This window comes from Streptomyces ruber (assembly GCF_014648075.1).
Lineage (GTDB): Bacteria > Actinomycetota > Actinomycetes > Streptomycetales > Streptomycetaceae > Streptomyces > Streptomyces ruber.
Map to the genome: position 1 here is coordinate 68,012 of NZ_BMQK01000011.1, position 18,720 is coordinate 86,731.

13 protein-coding genes are annotated in these 18,720 nt (G+C 71.3%); 9 read left to right on the forward strand and 4 right to left on the reverse strand.

The window, feature by feature from the left end:
- Positions 1–61: 61 nt before the first annotated feature.
- Positions 62–1,060 carry an aldo/keto reductase gene (locus IEZ04_RS22250; RefSeq protein ID WP_189218720.1) on the reverse strand — a complete coding sequence of 333 codons (999 nt, stop codon included), beginning with the start codon at positions 1,058–1,060 and terminating at the stop codon, positions 62–64.
- A 75-nt stretch (positions 1,061–1,135) separates the two neighbouring features.
- Here IEZ04_RS22250 and IEZ04_RS22255 point away from each other — a divergent pair, with 75 nt between their 5' ends.
- The 6 genes from IEZ04_RS22255 to serA all read left to right on the forward strand — a co-directional run bounded on the left by IEZ04_RS22255 (position 1,136) and on the right by serA (position 11,199).
- Positions 1,136–2,077, forward strand: a complete 942-nt coding sequence (locus IEZ04_RS22255; RefSeq protein WP_189218721.1) for a 2-hydroxyacid dehydrogenase — start codon at positions 1,136–1,138, stop codon at positions 2,075–2,077.
- A 388-nt stretch (positions 2,078–2,465) separates the two neighbouring features.
- The gene (locus IEZ04_RS22260) at positions 2,466–5,546 is read left to right on the forward strand and encodes a putative bifunctional diguanylate cyclase/phosphodiesterase (protein ID WP_189218722.1); all 3,081 of its coding nucleotides are present in this window, start codon (positions 2,466–2,468) and stop codon (positions 5,544–5,546) included.
- A gap of 245 nt (positions 5,547–5,791) precedes the next feature.
- Positions 5,792–7,639 carry an acetolactate synthase large subunit gene (locus IEZ04_RS22265; RefSeq protein ID WP_189218723.1) on the forward strand — a complete coding sequence of 616 codons (1,848 nt, stop codon included), beginning with the start codon at positions 5,792–5,794 and terminating at the stop codon, positions 7,637–7,639.
- Between the two features lie 29 nt (positions 7,640–7,668).
- Complete coding sequence (gene ilvN / locus IEZ04_RS22270) at positions 7,669–8,196, forward strand: acetolactate synthase small subunit (RefSeq protein ID WP_189218724.1); 528 nt, start codon at positions 7,669–7,671, stop codon at positions 8,194–8,196.
- A gap of 151 nt (positions 8,197–8,347) precedes the next feature.
- Positions 8,348–9,346, forward strand: a complete 999-nt coding sequence (gene ilvC, locus IEZ04_RS22275) for a ketol-acid reductoisomerase (RefSeq protein WP_189218725.1) — start codon at positions 8,348–8,350, stop codon at positions 9,344–9,346.
- A 263-nt stretch (positions 9,347–9,609) separates the two neighbouring features.
- A complete protein-coding gene (gene serA / locus IEZ04_RS22280; protein ID WP_189218726.1) occupies positions 9,610–11,199 on the forward strand; it encodes a phosphoglycerate dehydrogenase in 1,590 nt (529 codons plus the stop codon).
- Between the two features lie 98 nt (positions 11,200–11,297).
- Here serA and IEZ04_RS22285 read toward each other — a convergent pair whose 3' ends face one another.
- Together IEZ04_RS22285 and IEZ04_RS22290 are read right to left on the reverse strand one after the other, a co-directional pair.
- Entirely contained in the window at positions 11,298–12,338 is a 1,041-nt protein-coding gene (locus IEZ04_RS22285; RefSeq protein WP_189218727.1) for an NAD(P)-dependent alcohol dehydrogenase, read from the reverse strand.
- A gap of 77 nt (positions 12,339–12,415) precedes the next feature.
- Entirely contained in the window at positions 12,416–13,948 is a 1,533-nt protein-coding gene (locus IEZ04_RS22290; RefSeq protein ID WP_189218728.1) for an MFS transporter, read from the reverse strand.
- A 108-nt stretch (positions 13,949–14,056) separates the two neighbouring features.
- Here IEZ04_RS22290 and IEZ04_RS22295 point away from each other — a divergent pair, with 108 nt between their 5' ends.
- The gene (locus IEZ04_RS22295; protein WP_189218729.1) at positions 14,057–14,656 is read left to right on the forward strand and encodes a TetR/AcrR family transcriptional regulator; all 600 of its coding nucleotides are present in this window, start codon (positions 14,057–14,059) and stop codon (positions 14,654–14,656) included.
- Positions 14,657–14,659: 3 nt separating this feature from the next.
- On the opposite strand, the gene IEZ04_RS22300 is transcribed toward IEZ04_RS22295, so the two are convergent.
- Positions 14,660–15,925: a PucR family transcriptional regulator gene (locus tag IEZ04_RS22300; protein WP_373296345.1), complete on the reverse strand. Its 1,266-nt coding sequence runs from the start codon at positions 15,923–15,925 to the stop codon at positions 14,660–14,662.
- A 163-nt stretch (positions 15,926–16,088) separates the two neighbouring features.
- Between IEZ04_RS22300 and IEZ04_RS22305 the strand changes: the two genes are divergently transcribed.
- Positions 16,089–17,015, forward strand: coding sequence for a proline dehydrogenase family protein (locus IEZ04_RS22305; RefSeq protein ID WP_189218731.1), 927 nt, complete (start codon positions 16,089–16,091; stop codon positions 17,013–17,015).
- Positions 17,016–17,062: 47 nt separating this feature from the next.
- The gene (pruA, locus tag IEZ04_RS22310) at positions 17,063–18,694 is read left to right on the forward strand and encodes an L-glutamate gamma-semialdehyde dehydrogenase (protein WP_189218732.1); all 1,632 of its coding nucleotides are present in this window, start codon (positions 17,063–17,065) and stop codon (positions 18,692–18,694) included.
- Positions 18,695–18,720 lie beyond the last annotated feature (26 nt).

The window sequence follows — 18,720 nt, forward strand, 5'->3', positions numbered from 1 at the left end:
TGCCTCACACGTTCCACGTCCGGCGGACCGGAATGATTCCATGCCCGCAACACCCGGTCCGTCAGTCCCACGACCCCTGTGCCGGGGGCAGTCCCGCGAGCTCCGTCAGGTCGTCCGCGGTCAGGTACACCTCGTGCGCGGCGGCGTTCTCCGCCGCCCAGCGCTCGTGCTTGGTGCCCGGCACCGGGACCACGTGCGGGCCCTGGGCGAGGGTCCAGGCCAGGGCCACCTGGGCGGGTGTCACGGAGGCGCCGTGGCGGCGGGCCACCCGGCGCAGCCCGGCGACGATCGGCTGGTTGGCCGCCATCATCTCGGCGGTGAAACGGGGATGGCGGGCCCGCAGGTCGTCCGGTTCGAAACCGGCACCCGGTCTGAGCGTGCCCGTGAGGTAGCCGTTGCCCAGCGGCATCGCCGCCAGGAAGCCCACACCGCGGGCCGCGCACCAGGGGAGGAGGGTGCCGAGCGACTCCGGGGACCACACCGACAGTTCGGCCTGCACCGCGCTCACCGGGAACACCTGCTGCACCCGCTCCAGCCGGCGCACGGTGGCGTCGTGCGGCCGTACGCCGGAGCGGCGCCCGGCGCCGGCTCCCACCGCGCACAGTCCCAACGCCCTCACCTTGCCCGCCCGGACCAGCTCCGCCATCGCGCCCCACGTCTCCTCGACCGGCACCTCCGGGTCCTCGCGGTGCAGCTGGTAGAGATCGATGACATCGGTCTGCAGACGGCGGAGCGAGGCGTCGCACGCGCGCCGCACATAGCCGGGACGGCCGTTGGCCACGATGTGCTGGTCGCCCACCAGCAGACCGACCTTCGTGGACACGAAGGCCTCCGCGCGGCGCTCCTTCAGCACCCGGCCCACCATCAGCTCGTTGGTGAACGGGCCGTACATGTCGGCCGTGTCCAGGAGGGTGGCACCGAGGTCGAGGGCCCGGTGCACCGCCCGCAGCGACTCGTCACCGCGCTGCCGCGACCGCGAGTACGCCCAGCTCATCGGCATGCAACCGAGGCCGATCGCCCCCACCTCGAGCGCCGCCGCGCCGATCGTCCTGCGCTCCACCTGGCCGAACCCTCCCTTCCCTGGCACCCCAAAGTAACCAATGGGGCCGTGACGGCTTCGCGTAGCCTCCTGGGCATGACTGGTGTTGTGTGGCTGCCGTACCGTGCGGACGAGTTCGAGAAGCTGCCCGAAGGGCTCGACTACCTGCACTGGGACGGTGAGCAGGAGTATCCGGGGGACCCGGCCGACTGCGTCTTCTACGTGGTGCCGTACATGAGGACTCCCGAGATCTCCCAGCGGCCCCTGCCCGAGCTGACCTCCGTACAGGTCGTGCAGACGCTCTCCGCCGGTGTCGACCACGTGCAGCCGGGGCTCGGGCAATTGCGCCCCGGCGTACGGCTGTGCAACGCGCGCGGGGTGCATGAGGCGAGCACGGCCGAACTCACCCTGACGCTGATCCTCGCTTCCCTGCGCGGCGTACCCGACTTCGTGCGCGGGCAGGACCGGGAGGAGTGGCGGAGCGGGTTCCGTCCGGCGCTGGCCGACAAGTCCGTGCTCATCGTGGGGTACGGGTCGATAGGCGCCGCCATCGAGGACCGGCTCGTACCCTTCGAGCTGGAGCGGGTGGCGCGCGTCGCGCGCTCTGAGCGCACCACGGCGCGCGGATCGGTGCACCCACTCACCCGACTGCCTCAACTGCTGCCCGAGGCGGACGTCGTCATCCTGTCCACGCCCCTCACCGAGACCACGCGTGGCCTGGTCAATGCCGGTTTCCTGGCCCGGATGAAGGATGGGGCGCTGCTCGTCAACGTCGCCCGCGGCCCGGTCGTCGACACCGACGCGCTCCTCGCGGAACTGGGGAGCGGCCGCATCACGGCGGCCCTGGACGTCACCGATCCCGAGCCGCTGCCGGCGGGACACCCCCTGTGGCATGCGCCGGGAGTGCTGATCAGCCCCCATGTCGGCGGTCCGACGTCGGCGTTCCTGCCGCGCGCGAAGCGCCTGCTGGTGGACCAGTTGCACCGGTTCGTGAACCGTGAGCCCCTGCGCAACGTGGTCCTGGAGACAGGTCGTTAGACCTGCGCGCGGCTCCACGTCGGTACCCTCCGCAGTTCCCCGGACGCGGGCGGTGCCCGCGACCCCGTGGCCGTCACTGAGCGTAGAGAAGCTATGTCCCTGAGTGACGAAACTGGTGTATCGTCCCGAGCAGGGGATGCGCCGCGCACTGTTCGGCGCCGGGGATGGACAGAAGACTGCGAGGGGGGCGACGGGCGATGCACGGTCTATGGACGAACGATCCGACGCGGCGGAGCCGTCGACGGCGACCCTGGCTGACCGCGACGCGCAGACGCGGCCACGCCGGTCACGGCCATCACCATCGCAGGCACGGCGGCCGTAGAAAGCACACGCACCCGGCGCACCGGGACCGGCGGGATGCGGGAGCGGCTCTCACCGGGGAGATCCGGTGAGCCCCCGCCCGTCCTCCGCCACCATGCTCGATCCGACGCTGCGGACCCGGTCGCTGTCCGGGACGCCGCTGTCCGGCCGGGCGGCGGCGGGCGACGGTGCGAGCGGGACGGGCCTGCGCGCGCAGGTCCTCCTGGCGCTGGTGTGCGCGGGCTACGCGATCGGGTCCATGCTCGGCTGGGGGTCCCGCCAACTCGCCCTGATCATGGGTGACTTCGGGCTCAGCGCCGCCGGAGCCGCCGCGGCCGTGTCCTGCTTCCGCTACGCGCGCCTCTCCCGCAGCCGCTTTCGGCCCGCCTGGCTCCTGTTCGCACTGTCCTCCGCGATGGCGTCGCTCGGCAACCTGGTCTGGGGCTGGTACGAGGTCGTACTGGGCCGGCCCGTGCCCGACCCGAGCTTGGCCGACCTCTTCTTCCTGTGCTTCGCGCCGCCCGCCATCGTGGGACTGCTCGTGCTCGCCAAGCGGCCCGTGACCAAGAACGGCTGGGTCTGTCTCGCGCTGGACGCCTGGCTGATCGGCGGCTCGCTGGTGACCCTGTCCTGGAGCCTGGCGCTCGCGCGGACCGCGCGGCACGAGGGCGGCGACGTCGCGCACACCGCGCTCTCCCTCGCCTATCCGCTCCTCGACATCGCCCTGGTCAGCATGGTGCTCGCACTGCACTTCCGGCGCTCGGCGGTGAACCGCTCCGCGGTCAACACCGCGATCGCGGCCCTCGCGCTGACCGTCATGTGCGACGCCCTGTTCACCTCGCCCCTGCTCCACGACAGCTACCGCTCCGGGCAGCTCCTGGACGCCGGCTGGTTCGCGGGCTCCCTCCTCCTCGCCTACGCGCCCTGGGTCGGCCGGCGGCAGGGGCAGGAACAGCCGGGCGACGACCGGCACGCGCGCGTGCCGGGCGAGGACCTCCCGGGCCGGCGCCACGACGTCCCGCCCGGCGCGGGGCCCGAGGACCCCCAGGGCGAGCACGCGGTCCTCCCGGGCACGGGCACGGAGCCCGGCCGTTATCCGGCCGCGCGCCCCATCGCGGGATCGCTGACCGCGCTCGCCCCGTACCTGGCCGCCGCCGTCTGCACGCTGGGCATCCTGTACAACGTCCTCGACGGCCGCAGCGTCGACCGCGTCGTCCTGATCACCGCCTGCACCGTCGTGCTCGCCCTCGTGGTGCGCCAGGGCATCATGCTCCTCGACAACATCACCCTCACCCAGGAGCTCGCCCAGAAGGAGAACCACTTCCGCTCCCTGGTGCAGGGCTCCAGCGACGTCATCATGATCGCCGCGCCCAACGGCATCCTCCGCTACGTCAGCCCGGCCGCCGCAGGCGTGTACGGGCGGCCCGCGCAGGAGCTCGTCGGCACCGAACTCGCCGCGCTGATCCACCCGGAGGACCTGGGCCGCGTGCTGCACGAGGTGCGCCGCTTCCTCGCCGCGGGACCGCACGACGAACCCACCACCCGCATCGAGTGCCGCTTCAGGTCCGGCGGTGGGGGCACCTCCCGCCCGGGCGAAGCCGAGAGTGGGGGAGGCTGGCTCAACGTCGAGTCCACCGTCAACCGCCACGAGGGCGGCCTCATCTTCAACAGCCGGGACGTGACCGAGAGAGTGCGCCTCCAGGCGCAGCTCCAGCACAACGCCGAGCACGACCCGCTGACCGACCTGCCCAACCGCGCGCTGTTCACCAAGCGCGTGCAGCAGGCGCTGTCCGGCCGCCGCGCCTCCGACCGCGGCGCCGCCCTGCGCGGCACGGCCGTCCTCTTCATCGACCTCGACGGCTTCAAGGCCGTCAACGACACGATCGGACACCAGGCCGGGGACGAGCTGCTCGTCCAGGCCGCCCGCAGACTCCAGGAGGCGGTCCGGCAGGGCGACACCGCGGCCCGCCTCGGCGGCGACGAGTTCGCGGCCCTCGTCGTCGGTGACGGCACCAGCGACCGCGCCGCACGCGAGCAGCACATCCTCGAACTCGCCGACCGGCTCCGCGTCACCCTCTCGCAGCCCTACCGCATCGACGGCAACGATGTCCGGGTGGCCGCGTCCATCGGTGTCGCGTTCGCCGAGGCGGGCCTCGACGCGGGCGAACTGCTGCGCAACGCCGACCTCGCCATGTACCGCGCCAAGGCCGCGGGCAAGGGGCGCGTCGAGCTGTACGTCCCGCAGATGCAGCAGGACGTCGTCCGCAAGGCCGAGCTGGCCGGCCGGCTGCGCGCGGCCCTGCACGACGGCGAGTTCACACTGCTGCACCAGCCCGTGGTGGCCCTCGAGAACGGCCGGATCACATCGGTCGAGGCACAGCCCCGCTGGCGCTCCGCCCAGGGAGCGCTCTTCACCCCGGCCGACTTCCTGCGGGCCGCCGAGGGCGGCGACCGGACCGCCGAACTGGACCGCTGGGTCCTCGAGGAGGCCGTGGCGCAGGCCGCCGAGCGCAGTGCCGGTGGGGCGACGCTCCCGGTGGCCGTGCGGATGAGCGCCCGCCGGCTGCTGGACCGCTCGCTGCCGCTCGGTTCCGTCGAGGCGCTGCTGACCCGGTACGGGCTCTCCCCGGGCGCGCTGATCGTCGAGCTGTCCGACACGGAGCCCAGAACCTGCCTGGACGAGCTGGAACGCCGGCTGAACGCGCTGCGGAGACTCGGCGTACGCATCGCCCTGGACGGCTTCGGCAGCGGCCACGCGGCCGTCACGGCTCTGTGGCGGCTCCCCGTCGACCTGCTCAAGCTCGACCGCAGCCTGGTCGAGGGCATCGTGGAGTCACCGCGGCTGCACAAGATCACCAGTGGGCTGCTCCGCATCGCGGGCGACCTGGGGCTGCAGACCTTGGCCGACGGAGTGGACCGCCCCGAGCAGGTCGTCACCCTGCGGGCGATGGGATGCAGCCATGGGCAGGGCGCCGCGTTCTCGCCGCCGCTGGACGAGTACCGGCTGCGCCGGGCGCTGTCGTCGGGGCACTACCCGGTGCCCCATGGACCGGTGGAGCCCGCGTACGCGGGCAAGGGGACGGGGGTGTACCCGAGTGGCGTGCCCGTCGTCTACGGGAGCGGTACGGCTCTGCGCTCACATGATGAGACTCCCGTCCCACCCACTTGACACATGGTGTGCGGCGGGGGGAGGGTCAGTGCCATGCGCACCCGAATTCTCGTACTTGGACAGCGCGTCGGCTGAAGCTGGGAACGACCGGAGGACGAACCGGCACACCCAGCGCCCGCACCGACGCGCTCCCCTCGCTTGCCTCACGGCACGAGGGGTTTTTTGTTGCACGGGCACCTGTCGCACAGCTGATAAACCTCGCAAAAACCCTCGCTAAAACCTTCAGCATCGAGAAGAGAATGCCGATGACCGAGCAGGCCACCGGGGCCCACCATCCGCAGCCGCGGCCCCGATCCGGAGGACCACAGTCCGCATCCGTCGAGCACGTCACGGGTGCGCAGTCCCTGATCCGCTCGCTTGAGGAGGTCGGCGCCGACACGGTATTCGGCATTCCCGGAGGCGCCATCCTCCCGGCGTACGACCCGCTGATGGACTCGCGGCGGGTGCGCCACGTGCTGGTCCGCCACGAGCAGGGCGCGGGCCACGCCGCCGAGGGCTACGCGCTGGCCACCGGCAAGGTCGGGGTCTGCATGGCGACGTCGGGCCCCGGCGCGACCAACCTCGTCACGCCGATCGCCGACGCCCACATGGACTCCGTGCCGATGGTCGCGATCACCGGACAGGTCGCCTCCGCGTCGATCGGCACGGACGCCTTCCAGGAGGCGGACATCGTCGGCATCACCATGCCGATCACCAAGCACAACTTCCTGGTCACCGACCCCGCGGACATCCCGCGGGTGATCGCCGAGGCCTTTCACATCGCCTCCACCGGCCGCCCCGGCCCGGTCCTGGTCGACATCGCCAAGGACGCCCTCCAGGCGCAGACCACCTTCTCCTGGCCGCCGGTCATGGACCTGCCCGGCTACCGCCCGGTGACCAAGCCGCACGCCAAGCAGATCCGCGAGGCCGCCAAGCTGATCACCTCCGCCAAACGGCCGGTGCTGTACGTCGGCGGCGGCGTCCTCAAGGCCGGTGCCACCGCCGAGCTGAAGGTCCTCGCGGAACTGACCGGGGCGCCCGTCACCACCACCCTGATGGCGCTCGGCGCGTTCCCCGACAGCCACCCGCTGCACGTGGGCATGCCGGGCATGCACGGCAGCGTCACCGCCGTCACCGCGCTGCAGAAGGCCGACCTGATCGTCGCCCTCGGCGCCCGCTTCGACGACCGCGTCACCGGCAAGCTGGACAGCTTCGCCCCGCACGCCAAGGTCGTCCACGCCGACATCGACCCGGCCGAGATCGGCAAGAACCGCGCCGCCGACGTGCCGATCGTCGGCGACGCCCGTGAGGTCATCGCCGACCTGGTCCAGGCCGTCCAGAAGGAGCACGGCGAGGGTTCCCGGGGCGACTACACCGCCTGGTGGAACGACCTCAACCGGTGGCGCGAGACCTACCCGCTCGGCTACGACCAGCCGCACGACGGCTCGCTCTCCCCGCAACAGGTCATCGAGCGCATCGGACAGCTCGCCCCCGAGGACACGATCTTCACGGCAGGCGTCGGCCAGCACCAGATGTGGGCGGCCCACTTCATCCAGTACGACAAGCCCGCCACCTGGCTCAACTCCGGCGGCGCCGGGACCATGGGCTACTCGCTCCCGGCCGCCATGGGCGCCAAGGCCGGACAGCCGGACCGCACCGTCTGGGCGATCGACGGCGACGGCTGCTTCCAGATGACCAACCAGGAGCTCACCACCTGCGCCCTGAACAACATCCCCATCAAGGTCGCCATCATCAACAACGGCGCCCTCGGGATGGTCCGCCAGTGGCAGACCCTGTTCTACAACCAGCGCTACTCCAACACGGTGCTGCACTCCGGCCCGGGCGCGACCGAGCCGAACAGGGGCACCCGCGTCCCGGACTTCGTGAAGCTCGCCGAGGCCATGGGCTGCTACGCGCTGCGCTGCGAGTCCCCGGACGAGCTGGACAAGGTCATCGAGGAGGCGAACGCGATCAACGACCGCCCGGTCGTCATCGACTTCATCGTCCACGAGGACGCGATGGTGTGGCCGATGGTCCCCGCCGGCACCTCCAACGACTCGATCCTGGCCGCCCGGGACGTCCGTCCCGACTTCGGCGACGGCCAGGACGACTGACGACGACGGACAGGAAAGAGCAACCACACATGTCCAAGCACACGCTCTCCGTCCTGGTGGAGAACACGCCGGGCATCCTCGCCCGGATCGCCGCGCTGTTCTCCCGCCGCGGCTTCAACATCGACTCCCTCGCCGTCGGCGTCACCGAGCACCCCGAGATCTCCCGCATCACCATCGTGGTGAACGTGATCGAGCAGCTGCCCCTGGAGCAGGTCACCAAGCAGCTCAACAAGCTCGTCAACGTGCTGAAGATCGTCGAGCTGGAGCCGGGCGCCGCCGTGCAGCGCGAGCTCGTCCTGGTGAAGGTGCGCGCCGACAACGAGACGCGCTCGCAGATCGTGGAGATCGTCCAGCTGTTCCGCGCCAAGACGGTCGACGTCTCCCCGGAGGCCGTCACCATCGAGGCCACCGGCTCGGCCGACAAGCTGGAGGCCATGCTGAAGATGCTGGAGCCGTTCGGCGTCAAGGAGCTGGTCCAGTCCGGCACGATCGCGATCGGCCGCGGCGCCCGCTCCATCACCGACCGCTCGCTGCGCGCGCTCGACCGGTCCGCGTAGCCGTACCAGGCATCGAGGCATAACCGTACAAGGCCGGAAACGGGCGGTCCGGCCGCTCGCCGCCCGCCCGTATTCCGAGACCCCGAGACTTCCCCTCCCCCCACCGTCATACGGTGGGACGCGACACCCGTACACAAGGAGAGAACCCACAGTGGCCGAGCTGTTCTACGACGCCGACGCAGACCTTTCCATCATCCAGGGCCGCAAGGTCGCGGTCATCGGGTACGGCAGCCAGGGCCACGCCCACGCCCTGTCGCTCCGTGACTCGGGTGTCGACGTCCGCGTCGGTCTGCACGAGGGCTCGAAGTCCAAGGCCAAGGCCGAGGAGCAGGGCCTGCGCGTGGTGAGCCCGTCGGAGGCCGCCGCCGAGGCCGACGTCATCATGATCCTGGTGCCGGACCCGATCCAGGCGACGGTCTACGAGGAGCACATCAAGGACAACCTGGAGGACGGCGACGCGCTGTTCTTCGGGCACGGCCTGAACATCCGCTTCGACTTCATCAAGCCCCCGGCCGGCGTCGACGTCTGCATGGTCGCCCCCAAGGGCCCGGGCCACCTGGTGCGCCGCCAGTACGAGGAGGGCCGCGGCGTCCCGTGCATCGCCGCCGTCGAGCAGGACGCGAGCGGCAACGCCTTCGCGCTCGCCCTGTCGTACGCCAAGGGCATCGGCGGCACCCGCGCCGGCGTCATCAAGACGACCTTCGCCGAGGAGACCGAGACCGACCTCTTCGGTGAGCAGGCCGTCCTCTGCGGTGGTACGGCCGCGCTGGTCAAGGCGGGCTTCGAGACGCTGACCGAGGCGGGCTACCAGCCGGAGATCGCCTACTTCGAGTGCCTCCACGAGCTGAAGCTGATCGTCGACCTCATGTACGAGGGCGGCCTGGAGAAGATGCGCTGGTCGATCTCCGAGACCGCCGAGTGGGGCGACTACGTCACCGGCCCGCGCATCATCACCGACGCCACCAAGGCCGAGATGAAGCAGGTCCTCGCCGAGATCCAGGACGGCACCTTCGCCCGTAACTGGATGGACGAGTACCACGGCGGTCTGAAGAAGTACAACGAGTACAAGAAGCAGGACTCCGAGCACCTGCTCGAGACCACCGGCAAGGAGCTGCGCAAGCTGATGAGCTGGGTCGACGAAGAGGCGTGATCCGCCGTCGGCGCAAGGGCCGGGGCAGCCGCTCCGGCCCTTCGTCGAACCCTGGGTAACGCCCTGATCACGGCGTTGTCCGCCCCGTTCGTACGCGGACGGGTGATCCTTCCCCAAGGGCGCAGGACGATGCCCGCGGCGCCACTACACTGCTGCACTACATACGCGTCAGGCCCACAGCGTCGTGCGTCTTCCACGCGGCCACCATCCCTCCGCCTGCGGCCGTCGGGACGGCCGTCCGCAATGGACTTGTGAGGACCCACGTGAGCTCGAAACCAGTCGTACTCATCGCTGAAGAGCTGTCGCCCGCCACGGTGGACGCGCTCGGGCCGGACTTCGAGATCCGGCACTGCAACGGAGCCGACCGCGCCGAACTGCTCCCGGCCATCGCCGACGTGGACGCGATCCTGATCCGCTCGGCCACCAAGGTCGACGCCGAGGCGATCGCCGCCGCGAAGAAGCTGAAGGTCGTCGCACGAGCCGGCGTCGGCCTGGACAACGTCGACGTCTCCGCCGCCACCAAGGCCGGGGTGATGGTCGTCAACGCCCCCACCTCGAACATCGTCACCGCCGCCGAGCTGGCCTGCGGCCTCATCCTCGCCACCGCGCGGAACATCCCGCAGGCGAACACGGCGCTGAAGAACGGCGAGTGGAAGCGCAGCAAGTACACCGGTGTCGAGCTGGCGGAGAAGACCCTCGGCGTCGTCGGCCTCGGCCGCATCGGCGCGCTGGTCGCCCAGCGCATGTCGGCGTTCGGCATGAAGGTCGTGGCGTACGACCCGTACGTGCAGCCCGCGCGGGCCGCGCAGATGGGCGTGAAGGTGCTGTCGCTGGACGAGCTGCTCGAGGTCTCCGACTTCATCACCGTCCACCTGCCGAAGACCCCCGAGACGCTCGGTCTCATCGGCGACGACGCGCTGCACAAGGTCAAGCCGAACGTGCGCATCGTCAACGCCGCGCGCGGCGGGATCGTCGACGAGGAGGCGCTGTACTCGGCGCTCAAGGAGGGCCGCGTCGCCGGCGCCGGTCTCGACGTGTACGCCAAGGAGCCCTGTACCGACTCCCCGCTCTTCGAGCTGGACCAGGTCGTGTGCACCCCGCACCTCGGCGCCTCCACCGACGAGGCGCAGGAGAAGGCGGGTATCGCCGTCGCCAGGTCCGTGCGTCTCGCGCTCGCCGGTGAGCTGGTCCCGGACGCGGTGAACGTCCAGGGCGGTGTCATCGCCGAGGACGTCAAGCCGGGCCTGCCCCTCGCGGAGCGCCTCGGCCGGATCTTCACCGCGCTCGCGGGAGAGGTCGCGGTCCGCCTCGACGTCGAGGTGTACGGCGAGATCACCCAGCACGACGTGAAGGTGCTGGAGCTCTCCGCGCTGAAGGGCGTCTTCGAGGACGTGGTGGACGAGACGGTGAGTTACGTCAACGCCCCGCTGTTCGCGCAGGAGCGCGGTGTCGAGGTGCGGCTGACCACGTCGAGCGAGGCCACCGACCACCGCAACGTGGTCACCGTGCGCGGCACGCTCGCCGACGGCGAGGAGGTCTCGGTCTCCGGCACGCTGGCGGGCCCGAAGCACCACCAGAAGGTCGTCGGGATCGGCGAGTACGACGTGGACCTGGCCCTCACCGACCACATGGTCGTACTGAAGTACGCCGACCGTCCCGGTGTCGTCGGCACGGTGGGCCGCGTCCTGGGCGAGGCCGGCATCAACATCGCCGGCATGCAGGTCGCCCGCCTCGCCGCGGGCGGCGAGGCGCTGGCCGTCCTCACCGTGGACGACACGGTTCCGCAGCCGGTGCTGACGGAGGTCGCCGAGGAGATCGGCGCCACCTCGGCCCGCGCGGTCAACCTGACCTGACCGGACGCTTCCGGTTCCACGGCCGGGGTCCGGCACCGTCGACGACGGTGCCGGACCCCGGCCGTGTGGGTCCCCCGCGGGCGTCCTCCGTGGCGTCCTCAGCCGTTCGGCAGGATGACCGCACGACCGTTGATCTTGCCCTCGTGCAGCAGCTCGTAGGCGCGCGGCGCCTCGTCGAGCGAGAAGGTCTCGGTGTGCACGTCCAGCACGCCGGTCCGGGCCAGCTCGATGACCTCGAACAGCTCGCTGCGGCTGCCCCAGTAGGACGAGTTGACGGAGACCTCGTAGGCGGGCTGCCCGAAGCCGATGGGCATGGTGCCGCCGGCGATGCCGACCAGGTTCAGGTCGCTCTCGACCGCGGCGCAGGCGGCGGCCGTGGCGAGGGTGCTGTTCGCGCCGACGAAGTCGAACACGGCCTGGGCGCCGAGGCCGCCGGTGAGTTCCCGGACTCTGCCGGCGGCCTTCTCGTCGGAGAGGACGGTCTCGTGCGCGCCGACCCGCCGGGCCAGCGCGAGCTTCTCCTCGCTGACGTCCAGCGCGATGACACGGGCGGAGGTCATGGCGCGCAGCAGCTGGATGCCCACGTGACCGAGGCCGCCCGTGCCGATGACGACGGCGGTGCTGCCCGCGCCGAGCCGCGGCAGGGAGCGCTTGATCGCGTGGTACGGGGTGAGGCCGGCGTCGGTCAGCGGCACGGTCTTGACCGGGTCGAGGTCGCCGATCGGCACCAGGTGGCGCGGGTCGTCGATCAGCAGGTACTCGGCGATGGCGCCGGGGCGGCCGAGGCCGGGCGGGTTGATGTTCAGCTCACCGGCGCGCAGGCAGTAGTTCTCCTTGCCCTGGGCGCACTTGACGCAGGAGCCGCAGCCCCACGGGCCGTAGACGGCGACGGAGGTGCCGGTCGCGAGGCCGGTCACGCCCTCGCCGACGGCCTCGACGGTGCCGACCCCCTCGTGGCCGAGGGTGAGCGGCAGCTCGTAGGGGAGTTCCTCCTTCGACCAGCTCATCACGGCGATGTCCGAGTGGCACACGCCGGCGGCGGTCACCTTCAGCAGCACCTGGCCCGGGCCGGGCTCGGGGTCGGGAACGGTGACGACCTCGGGAGCGGAGCCGATTGCCCGGTATTGGACGGCCTTCATCTCAATCTCCTCTTTGAGTGGTTCTGCTCAGATTCCCACCGCGGCAGTACCCCCGCATCAGCCAACGTAGTTGAAGGTTATACCTTCTCTTGTCCCATGGGGACAGGAGTTCCCCCGGCGCCCGTACGGCGCAGGAACGCGGCCGCCAGTGCCGCGGCACCCACGAGGATCACTGCCCCGGCGGCCGCCGCACCGCGCATCCCGTCCGTGAACGCCTCCCGCGCCGCCGCCACCAGGGCGTCGCCCGCCGCGGCCGGCATCTCCCGTGCCGCCGCCAGCGCGCCGCCGAGGGTCTCCTGGGCGGGTGCGGGCGCCGAGGGCGGCACCGCGCGGTGGTACACCGCGGTGCCGATGGAGCCGAGGGCCGCCATGCCCAGTGCGCCGCCGAACTCCTGGCCGGTCTCCAGGACCGACGACGCCGTGCCCGCTCTCTCGGCCGGTGTCGCGCCCAGGGCCAGGTCCGTGAGCTGGGACAGCACCGTCACGACGCCCGCCGCGAGGATGCCCGCGCCCGCCAGGACGAGCCACAGCGAGTCCGTGCCGATGAGTGCCAGCAGCGTGTAGCCGCATGCCGCGACCGCGAAGCCCGCCGCCACCACATGCACGCGGTGCACACCCCGCTGCACCAGGTGGGCGGCCAGCGGAGCCGTCACGCCGATGGGGACGGAGGGCACGAGCGACCACAGCGCGGCCTCCAGTGCGCTCTTGCCGAGCACGGACTGCAGGTACTGGGTGGTGAAGTAGGCCGACCCCATCATCGCGAAGGCCGCGATCAGGTTGAGAGCCACGGCCGGCGGAAAGCCTCGGGCGCGGAACAGGGACACCGGGATCATCGGGGCCGCCGCCGTGCGCTGCCGGTGGACGAACAGGGCGGCGAACAGCAGGCCCACCGCCACCGCCGCGACGTACCGCGCGTGCCAGCCCCCGGACGGTATCTCCTTCAGGCCGTAGATCACCGGCAGGACCGCCGCCATCGACAGCGGCACGCTCGGCAGATCGAAGCGGCCCGGCCGCGGATGGCGCGACTCGGGCAGCAGGACCGGGGCGAGGACCAGCAACAGCGCCATGGCGGGCAGGTTGACGAGGAACACCGAGCCCCACCAGAAGTGCTCGACGAGGACGCCGCTCAGCACGGAGCCGAGCGCCACGCCCCCCGTCATCACGGCCGACCACACGCCGATCGCCTGGGCCCGCTGACCGGGATCCCTGAACATCGTGCGGACCAGCGCCATGGTCGACGGCATCAGTGTGGCCCCGCCGACGCCGAGGAGCGCGCGGGCCGCGATGAGGGTCTCGGCGCTGCGCGCGTACGCGGCCACCAGTGACGCCGCGCCGAACGCGGCCGCGCCGATCAGCAGCAGCCGGCGGCGGCCGATGCGGTCGCCGAGCGCGCCCGTCGTCATCAGCAGTCCGGCCAGTACGAAGGCGTAGATGTCGAAGATCCACAACTGCTGGGTGCCGGTCGGGGCCAGATCGGCGCTGATGGCCGGGACCGCGAAGTAGAGCACCGAGACATCCATCGACACCAGCAGCAGAGGCAGCATCAGCACGCACAGGGCGGTCCATTCGCGACGTCCGGCGCGGCCCGGGTGGGCGGGTTCTGTTGTCATGGCGGGGACTGTACGCACGTCTTATACGGCCGTCTAGTACTACGTATAAGACGACCGTCTCTGACGCTCGTATGGGACGGCCGTACGGACGCCACTACGCTGGCCCGCATGGGACACCGTGAGGATCTGCTCGAAGGCGCGAAGCGCTGCCTGCTCCAGAAGGGCTTCGCCCGGACGACCGCGCGCGACATCGTCAAGGAGTCGGGCACGAACCTGGCGTCGATCGGCTACCACTACGGCTCGAAGGACGCGCTCCTCGCCCAGGCGTACGTGGCGATGGTCGGGGAGCTCTCCGACGCCTTCGACGGCGGAGGGACGGCGGAACTCGCGTCCGCACCCGGAAGCATCGAGCGGTTCCGGGAGGTGTGGACGAACATCATCGCGACCATGAAGGAGCCCGACTCCCTGTGGCGCCTCAGCATGGAGGCCCTCACCATGGGCGACCGTCTGCCCGAGCTGCGCGACCACCTGGCGCTGGCCCAGCGGGGCAGCGACCGGGGTCTGGTGACGGTGTTCATGGGCGGCCGGGAGGAGGACGTCCCGGAGGAGACCGTGGACACCCTCGGCCGCTTCTACTCCACCCTGCTGCTCGGTCTCGTCGCGCAGTGGACCTTCAACCCGGCGGGCGCGCCCGACGCGGAGGCGCTCACGGAAGGGCTGCGCCGGGCCGCGGCGGGGGAGAGGCCCGCGGAGCGGGCGGGGGAGTAGGCGTCAGCGCCGCGGGGCCTCCCCGAGCCGCGCCCCCTTCAGCGCCATGTGCAGCAGCAGCCGGTCCTCGCCGTCGTCCAGGTCCAGCCCCGTGAGCTGTTCCACACGGGAGAGCCGGTAGTACAGGGTCTGCCGGTGGATGCCCAGCTCCGTCGCCGTGCGGCCGGCCTGGCCCGCGCGGTCCAGGAACAGTTCCGCGGTGCGGGCGAGTTCGCGGTGGACGGGGGACAGCAGGGCGCTCACGGCGCGGTCCCGCGCCGCCTCGCGCGGCAGTGCGGTGAGGAGGCGGTACGGACCGATCGCGTCCCACTCGGCGACCGGTCCGAGCCGGGGCTCGGCCAGCGCGGCGCGGGCCGCCGCCGACGCCTCCCGCCAGGCGGTGCCCAGCTCGGCCAGTCCGGTGCGGGCGCCCGCCACACCGGCCGCCGTGCGCCCCGCGCCCGCCGCACGCTCCAGCAGCCGGGCCGCCGCCGTGTGCGCCGGCTGGAGGACGTCCGCCGACCGCAGCCGCACCAGCAGGGCCAGCCCCTGCCCGGCGTCCGGAGCCGCCGTGGCGCCGTCCCACGGCACCGTGCACAGGGCGGTGGCCCCCGGAACGGTGCGCACCGACGGGGCGTCGGCCGGGTCGGCGTACGGCCACGGGGCCACGCACACCACCGTGTGCACGCCGTCCGCGCGCGGGCCGAGCGCCGTGCGGAACCGGGCGAGCGCCGCCTCCCGCTGCCAGCCCGGCTCCGCCGTCAGCACCGCGCGCAGCTCACGGGTCAGGTCGGAACCCGCCTGCACCTCGTCCGCCAGCAGGGCACCGATCCGGGAGGCGACCTCCATCGCGGCCGCGAGCTGGGCGCCGGTGGGGCCCGGCTCGCCGTCCAGCAGCCACACGTACCCGAGGACGATCCCCCGGTGGCGCACGGGGAGGCAGACGCGGCCGCGGTGCACCCCGGCCTCCGGGGTCGGCGGAATCCGTACCGGGCCCGTCGCCCGGGTGATGCCGAAGCCCTCGAACCACTCCCGTACCGCCGCCGTCGAACGCCGGGTCAGGATCGAACGGGTGCGCACCGGGTCCAGCGCCGACTCGTCGAGCTCGCCCTCGCTGTCGTACGCGCCGAAGGCGATCAGCTCGAAGTCGCGGTTCTCCAGCGTCGCCGGCGCGCCCAGCAGCCCGGAGATCTCGTCGACCAGCTCCTGGTAGTCCCCTCGGTTCGCCCGGCTCGCGCCCGCTCCTCGGGCATCATCGAAAACGTCCGTCACCCGGGCATTCTGCCGCAGATTCGTACGGGCTTCATACATCTGTCTGAGATCCAGGGCACGGATGCGTGACAGCTGTCGATGGCAGACGTTCGGAGTCATCCTTAGGTTTCACGGTGGTTCTCCGTGCCGTACCCGAAACACCGGGTCGACGGCCTTCGGCTGGATGTTGTGGAGGTGCCCCGTGCTGGGTCCCGTGATTCTCGCCGCGTCGCGCAGCGACCGGATGCGTCGTCTGATCTCGGCGGCGCCGGTGACCAGGCCCGTCGTCGACCGCTTCATCCCGGGGGAGAGCGTCGACGACATCATTCCCGTCATCCGTGACCTGACCGGCAACGGCCTGGAGGTCACCATGGACGTGGTCGGCGAGGACATCACCACCCCGGAGCAGGCGACCGCGGCCCGCGACGCGTATCTGGAGCTGATCGGCCGGCTGGCGGAGCTGGAGCTCGGCACGCGCGCCGAGATGTCGGTCAAGCTGTCGATGTTCGGCCAGGCGCTGCCCGGAGGGCACGAGCTCGCCTTCGCCAACGTCCGCCCGGTCGTCGAGGCCGCCGCCGCCATCGGCACCACAGTCACGCTGGACGCGGAGGACCACACCACGCTCGACTCGATGTTCGCCGTGCACGAGGAGCTGCGGAAGGACTTCCCGCAGACCGGCTGCGTCATCCAGGCGTACCTGTTCCGCACCGAGGACGACGCCCGCCGCCTCGCCGCGAACGGCAGCCGCGTACGTCTGGTGAAGGGCGCGTACAAGGAGCCCGCCTCCGTCGCGTACCAGCAGAAGCACGAGATCGACAAGGCGTACGTCCGCATCCTCAAGGTCCTGATGGAGGGCGAGGGCTACCCGATGATCGGGTCCCACGACCCGCGCCTGATCACCATCGCCCAGGAACTGGCCCGGCGCGCCGGGCGCAAGCCCGCCGAGTACGAGTTCCAGATGCTGTACGGCATCCGCGGCGACGAGCACCTGCGGCTGGCCGCCGAGGGCCACCGCATGCGCGTCTACACCGCCTACGGCACCGACTGGTACGGCTACTTCATGCGCCGCCTCGCGGAGAAGCCCGCCAACCTGCAGTTCTTCGTCCGCTCGATGGTCAGCAAGGGCTGAGTCCGACCCCACCGCTCACCACCGCTCAGTAAGGAGACACGGAAACCATGGACGCTGTCACCCAGGTCCCCACCCCCGTCAACGAGCCGGTGCACGGCTACGCCCCCGGCTCGCCCGAGCGCGCCCGCCTCGAGGCCAAGCTCAAGGAGCTGGCCGAGAACCCGGTCGACCTGCCCTGCACCATCGGCGGCGAGCGGCGGATGGGCGGCGGCGAGCGCTTCGACGTCGTGCAGCCGCACAACCACAAGGCCCGCCTCGGCACCTACGCGAACGCCACCCAGCAGGACGCGAAGGACGCCATCGACGCCGCCCTCGCCGCGGCCCCGGCCTGGCGCGCGATGTCCTTCGACGACCGCGCGGCGATCATCCTGCGCGCCGCCGAGCTGCTCTCCGGCCCGTGGCGCGAGACCCTGGCCGCCTCCACCATGCTCGGCCAGTCCAAGACCGCCCAGCAGGCCGAGATCGACACCCCCTGCGAGCTGGCCGACTTCTGGCGGTTCAACGTCTCCTACGCCCGGCAGATCCTCGCCGAGCAGCCCCCGGCCAACGCCCCGGGTGTCTGGAACCGTCTGGACCACCGCCCGCTGGAGGGCTTCGTCTACGCGATCACGCCGTTCAACTTCACGGCCATCGCCGCCAACCTGCCGACCGCGCCCGCGCTCATGGGCAACGTCGTCGTGTGGAAGCCGTCCCCGACGCAGACCCACGCCGCCGTGCTGACGATGCGGCTGCTGGAGGAGGCGGGCCTGCCCAAGGGCGTCATCAACCTGGTCACCGGTGACGGCATCGAGGTCTCCGAGGTCGCCCTGAACCACCGCGACCTGGCCGGCATCCACTTCACCGGCTCGACCAGGACCTTCCAGCACCTGTGGAAGACGGTCGGCAACAACATCGAGAAGTACCGCACCTACCCGCGTCTGGTCGGCGAGACCGGCGGCAAGGACTTCGTCGTCGCCCACCCGTCGGCGGACCGCGCGGTGCTGAAGACCGCCCTGACCCGCGGCGCCTTCGAGTACCAGGGCCAGAAGTGCAGCGCCACCTCCCGCGCCTACATCCCGGCCTCCATCTGGAACTCCGGCTTCAAGGAGGAGTTCGCCGCCGAGGTCGACGGCATCGCCATGGGCGACGTCACCGACCTGTCGAACTTCATCGGCGCGGTCATCGACGAGCGGGCGTTCGCGAAGAACAAGGCCGCCATCGACCGCGCCAAGGCCGACCCGACCTGCACGATCGTCGCGGGCGGCACGTACGACGACTCGGTGGGGTACTTCGTGCGCCCGACCGTCATCGAGTGCACCGACCCGGAGAACGAGGTCTTCACCACCGAGTACTTCGGCCCGGTCCTCGCCGTGTACGTGTACGAGGACGACCGCTACGACGAGATGCTCGACCAGATGGAGTCGGCGTCCGACTACGCGCTCACCGGTTCCGTCATCGCCGGTGACCGCGCGGCGGCCGCGTACACGATGGAGAAGCTGCGCTACGCGGCCGGCAACTTCTACATCAACGACAAGTCCACGGGCGCCGTGGTCGGCCAGCAGCCCTTCGGCGGCGGCCGTGCCTCGGGCACCAACGACAAGGCGGGCGCCCCGCAGAACCTGATGCGCTGGACGCTCACCCGCGCCATCAAGGAGACGCTGGTCCCGCCGACCGACTACACCTACCCGCACATGGGCTGACCTCCCGTCCGCGGGTACGGGCCGGA

What these genes read in the sequence shown, in the direction of transcription:
- IEZ04_RS22255 (WP_189218721.1), top strand. Translation starts at nt 1,136, where the DNA reads ATGACTGGTGTTGTGTGGCTGCCGTACCGTGCGGACGAGTTCGAGAAG.
- IEZ04_RS22265 (WP_189218723.1), top strand. Translation starts at nt 5,792, where the DNA reads ATGACCGAGCAGGCCACCGGGGCCCACCATCCGCAGCCGCGGCCCCGA.
- ilvN (WP_189218724.1), top strand. Translation starts at nt 7,669, where the DNA reads ATGTCCAAGCACACGCTCTCCGTCCTGGTGGAGAACACGCCGGGCATC.
- IEZ04_RS22285 (WP_189218727.1), bottom strand. Translation starts at nt 12,338, where the DNA reads ATGAAGGCCGTCCAATACCGGGCAATCGGCTCCGCTCCCGAGGTCGTC.
- IEZ04_RS22290 (WP_189218728.1), bottom strand. Translation starts at nt 13,948, where the DNA reads ATGACAACAGAACCCGCCCACCCGGGCCGCGCCGGACGTCGCGAATGG.
- IEZ04_RS22295 (WP_189218729.1), top strand. Translation starts at nt 14,057, where the DNA reads ATGGGACACCGTGAGGATCTGCTCGAAGGCGCGAAGCGCTGCCTGCTC.
- pruA (WP_189218732.1), top strand. Translation starts at nt 17,063, where the DNA reads ATGGACGCTGTCACCCAGGTCCCCACCCCCGTCAACGAGCCGGTGCAC.